Annotated in this window: 4 protein-coding genes; 2 read left to right on the forward strand and 2 right to left on the reverse strand. The window is 73.1% G+C overall.

Annotated elements, in window-relative coordinates; translation table 11 throughout:
• Positions 1-142 precede the first annotated feature (142 nt).
• Positions 143-724, reverse strand: coding sequence for an SUKH-3 domain-containing protein (locus KN815_RS46855; protein ID WP_253209687.1), 582 nt, complete (start codon positions 722-724; stop codon positions 143-145).
• Positions 721-1,242 (reverse strand): YwqJ-related putative deaminase, encoded by a 522-nt coding sequence (locus KN815_RS46860; RefSeq protein ID WP_216347878.1) that lies wholly within the window; start codon positions 1,240-1,242, stop codon positions 721-723. The genes KN815_RS46855 and KN815_RS46860 overlap by 4 nt, the downstream gene beginning before the upstream one ends.
• A 198-nt stretch (positions 1,243-1,440) precedes the next feature.
• On the opposite strand from KN815_RS46860, the gene KN815_RS46865 reads away from it, so the two are divergent.
• Both KN815_RS46865 and KN815_RS46870 read left to right on the forward strand, forming a co-directional pair.
• Complete coding sequence (locus KN815_RS46865; RefSeq protein WP_216347879.1) at positions 1,441-2,418, forward strand: SMI1/KNR4 family protein; 978 nt, start codon at positions 1,441-1,443, stop codon at positions 2,416-2,418.
• 5 nt (positions 2,419-2,423) lie between these two features.
• Positions 2,424-3,752: SUKH-4 family immunity protein (locus KN815_RS46870; RefSeq protein ID WP_507229935.1), on the forward strand; the 1,329-nt coding region annotated here is incomplete at its 3' end.

The following is a 3,752-nucleotide window of genomic DNA, read 5'->3' on the forward strand; positions in this document are numbered from 1 at the left end:
GCATCGACACAGCCCCGCGCCCCTTCGGCGCGCTGTCGGAACCGTAGCGGTCTTGCTCTGACCTGCTTAGTGCCCGCGGCCGGTCGGATCGCGTGCGCTGCGTGGGTTGTGCGCGGTGCGTGGGTTACGTGCGGCGTGCCGGTTACGCGCGGGCCAGCCTGGCCGGCAGCGCGCCGGTGACGAGGGTGCTGAGGGCGGCGTCCAGGGTGGGGCCGAGGTACCAGTCCCCGGTGTGGTCGAGGCTGTAGACCCGGCCTTCCGCGTCGATGGTCAGCAGTGCCTGGCCGTCGGATTCTTCGCCCAGGGGGCAGATCTCGGTTTCGAGGGCGTGGCCGAGGTCGCCGAGGGTGCGGGCGAGGTGGAGGCCGTGCAGGGGGTCGATGCGGAAGGGGGTGGGGGCGATTTCGCGGCCCGCGCCGGGCGGCTGGATGTGGAGTCCGCCGAATTCGGCCCATGCCTCGACGGCGGCGGGGAAGACGGTGTGCCGGTGGCCCGCGGGGGAGGTGTGGGCGCGCAGGGTGTCGGCCCAGACTTCGGCGCGGTGCATGTCCCAGCGGCCGGGCTGCCAGCCGGCGTCGCGCAGGGCGGCGTCGACGGCGACGGAGAAGCGGGTGACGTCCAGGCGGTCGATGGGTTTTCGGGCCGGGCGTGTCGGGGGGGTCCGCGCCGCCCCGGGGGCCTCCGGGGCCTGTGGTGGTTGTGGTGCCTGATGTGCCTGGTTCATGTGGTCTCACCCACCATCCGTACGCCGAAGTGGGCCAGCAGTGCGGCGCAGGACAGGCAGGGCGGGGCGTAGCTGCCGTGCTGGGGGTCGCCCGCCTCGCGGATCCTGCGGGTGGTGAGTTTGGCCTGTTTGAGGGAGCGGCGGGCCTCACCCTGGGTGAGCGGTTTGCGGGAGGCGCGTTTGGAGCGGCCTGCTTCGACGTTGACCAGGTGGCGGGAGAGCAGGATCGCCTCGGGGCAGCGGCCGGTGAAACGTTCGCGCTGGCCGCTGGCGAGTGCGTCGAGGAATTCCTGGACCAGTGGGTGGAGCGTCGGCGGCTGTTCGGCTTTGCCTCCGGTGCAGGTCAGCGTCTCGCCGCGGACGGACAGCGCGGCCGCTACGGCGGGCAGGATGCCGTCGCGGCGGCGGTGGAGCGGTGGCGGGCCGGCGTCGGGGTCGACGCTGCTCCATCTCAGCCGGGGGTCGCCGGCCGCGAGGGCGGCTCCGTCGCCGCCTCCGTTGCTCTGCGTGATGTGCATGTGGTGGATCCCTCCCTGTGCAATCCCCCGATTGCAATGATCAGATTGCCAAATCCCGTGGGCGCTGCGGTAGTCCGGGCCTGAACGACCTGGTGGGGGGGCGGAGGCCGTCGTGAGGGGGGATGGCCGCCCGGTTCGGCCGGTTGCGTCACCGCATAGGCTGTGCCCAGTAGCCAGCATCAGCAGGGGGCAACCGCCATGACGACAGGTCGGCTCGGGCAGCATGCCGCGCCACCGAACACGGCCTACGCCGGGCAGGTCGTGCACTTCCCGGATCCCGTCCGGGCCGCGCGCCACCCCAAGGGCGTCCGAGTGGACGAACAAGGCTTTCCGGACTTCTCGCCGTATGCGCGTGCGGCCGCCGAAATCGCCGAGCCTCCGGAGGGGTTCGGCGTGGACGAGCTTCGGCTGACGGACTATGTCTCGGCGAACGCGGCGCTGCACGCCACCGGTCATGAGCTGTGGAACGGGGCGTCGGCGGTGGCCACCCCGCATGGCTGGACCTGGCACCACGTGGTCGGCACCCGCCGGATGGAGCTGGTTCCGGTCGAGGTCAAGGCGCTGCTGCGGCATCATGGCGGACTTGCGACGGCGCAGGTCGACCAGGAGAAGCGGGGCACTCGCCCGTTGCAGGAGACCCGGCCGATCCATGTGGGCCTGCCGCTGAGGGGCATTTCGGTCACCGAGGAGCAGGTGCTCGGCGTGGAGGAGGATCTGGGCTACCGGCTGCCCGAGTCGTATCGCGCCTTCCTCAAGGCGGCGGGCGGCTGCGCACCGGTCGGCGCGGCGCTGGATCCGGAGCTGGGGCTGCTGATCGACCAGCCGTTCTTCACGGTGCGCGATGAGGCGGCGGTCAATGATCTCGTCTATATCAACAAGTGTCTGCGGGATCACTTCACCAAGGACTATCTGGGCGTGGGCTTCGTCCAGGGCGGTGTGATCGCGGTCAAGGTGAAGGGTGACGCGATCGGCTCGGTGTGGTTCTGCGCGTATGACGATGCGCGGGACCGTGACGGCTGGACGGTCCAGGAGCGGGTGGGGCGGCTGTTGCTGCCGTGCGGCGACGACTTCGATGCCTTCCTGCTCCGGCTGGCGGGCAATCCGCCGGAGCTGGAGACCGTGGCGAACCTGATGGTGGACGGTGGATTCGCGTACGCCGTCCCGGTGGAGGGGTGAGCGCGATGGTGACCTTCGCACAGGCGCAGGAGCGCGCGGAACTCTGGATCAACGGCGATCTGCCGGCCTATCAGCAGCGCGAGGCGCGGGTCCGGGAGTTCGATCTGGGCTTTGTGGTCTGGGCCGAGGACCGGGCGGACGGGCCGGTCTCGGGCCGGGGGGCCGAGGGCACGCGGATGGTGATCGCCCGCGACAGCGGCGAGACCACGCTGTGGCCGGGGCTGCCGGTGGGTGAGGTGATCCGCCGATACGAGGAGCGGTACGGCACGACCGACGGCTCCCGTGACGAGTCGACCACCGGCCGGCAAGAGCGCATCGACTTGAACGCGACGTCCTTCCTGCTCACTCCGCCGGAGTGGCTTCAGGAGGCGGCGGACGCGTTGAGCAGCCGGTCCGAGGGGTCGGCGGACCTTCCCGGGCAGCGGCCGGGGGCGGAGCCGGGCGGGGGCGCGCCCGATGCGTCGGCGCCGGTGTCGTCCTCCTCCGCTCCGTCTGTTCCGTCCGCTTCTTCCGCCGCTTCGGCTGGCTTGCCTCCGGAGGGCGACTGGCCGTCGGCCGGTGGGCCCGGGGCCGGGCCCGGGGTGTCGGCACCCAGGATCTCGGGCGAGGACGACTGGCCGTCGGACGGCGGGGCGCGGAGCGCCGGGCCGGACGCGCCGCACAGCGCGCCGGGTGCGCCGCCTGTTCCGGGTCCGCCTGCCGCGTCTGGGCCCGTTCCGCCTGGGCCCGTTCCGCCTGGGCCTGTTCCTGGCGGGTCTGTTCCGGGTGCGCCGAAGGGGCGGGGCGGGGTCGTGGACGACTGGCCGTCCGACGGTGTCGCGCGTCCGCTGGCGTCCGGTTCGCAGCAGGACGCCCGGTCCGCCTCGGGCGCCCCGTCCGGCGGTGAGGGCTGGCAGGGCGCGCCGCCTCCGCCCGGTGGGGCGGGCTCCGGTGGGGCGACCCCGTGGGCCCCGCCCGCGCCGGACACCGGTACGCCTTCCTCGGGGGGCCGGGCGGGCAACGCGGCCACGCCCGGCGACAGTACGCCGTGGGCCGGTACGGACATCAAGGGCGACGACGATCGGTCGGTCGCCCCGCCCGCCACGGTCTTCGCGCCGCCGCTCGCGGGCTCCGACGACGAGGACACTCCGCCGCCGGGCGTACGGCCCGACGCCAAGACCGAGTTGATGTCGGGCGGCAGCTCGCTGCCGCCCACGGCCATCGCCTCGTCCATCGATTTCCCCGCGCAGCAGGGCGGCCCCGGTGCCGGTGCCGCTCCGGGTGCCGGTGCCGACCCGGGTGACATAGCGGACGCCGCCACCCACAAGGCGGGCGGCGGCGCGATGCCCCCGCCG

Source organism: Streptomyces niphimycinicus (genome assembly GCF_018883605.1).
Lineage (GTDB): Bacteria > Actinomycetota > Actinomycetes > Streptomycetales > Streptomycetaceae > Streptomyces > Streptomyces niphimycinicus.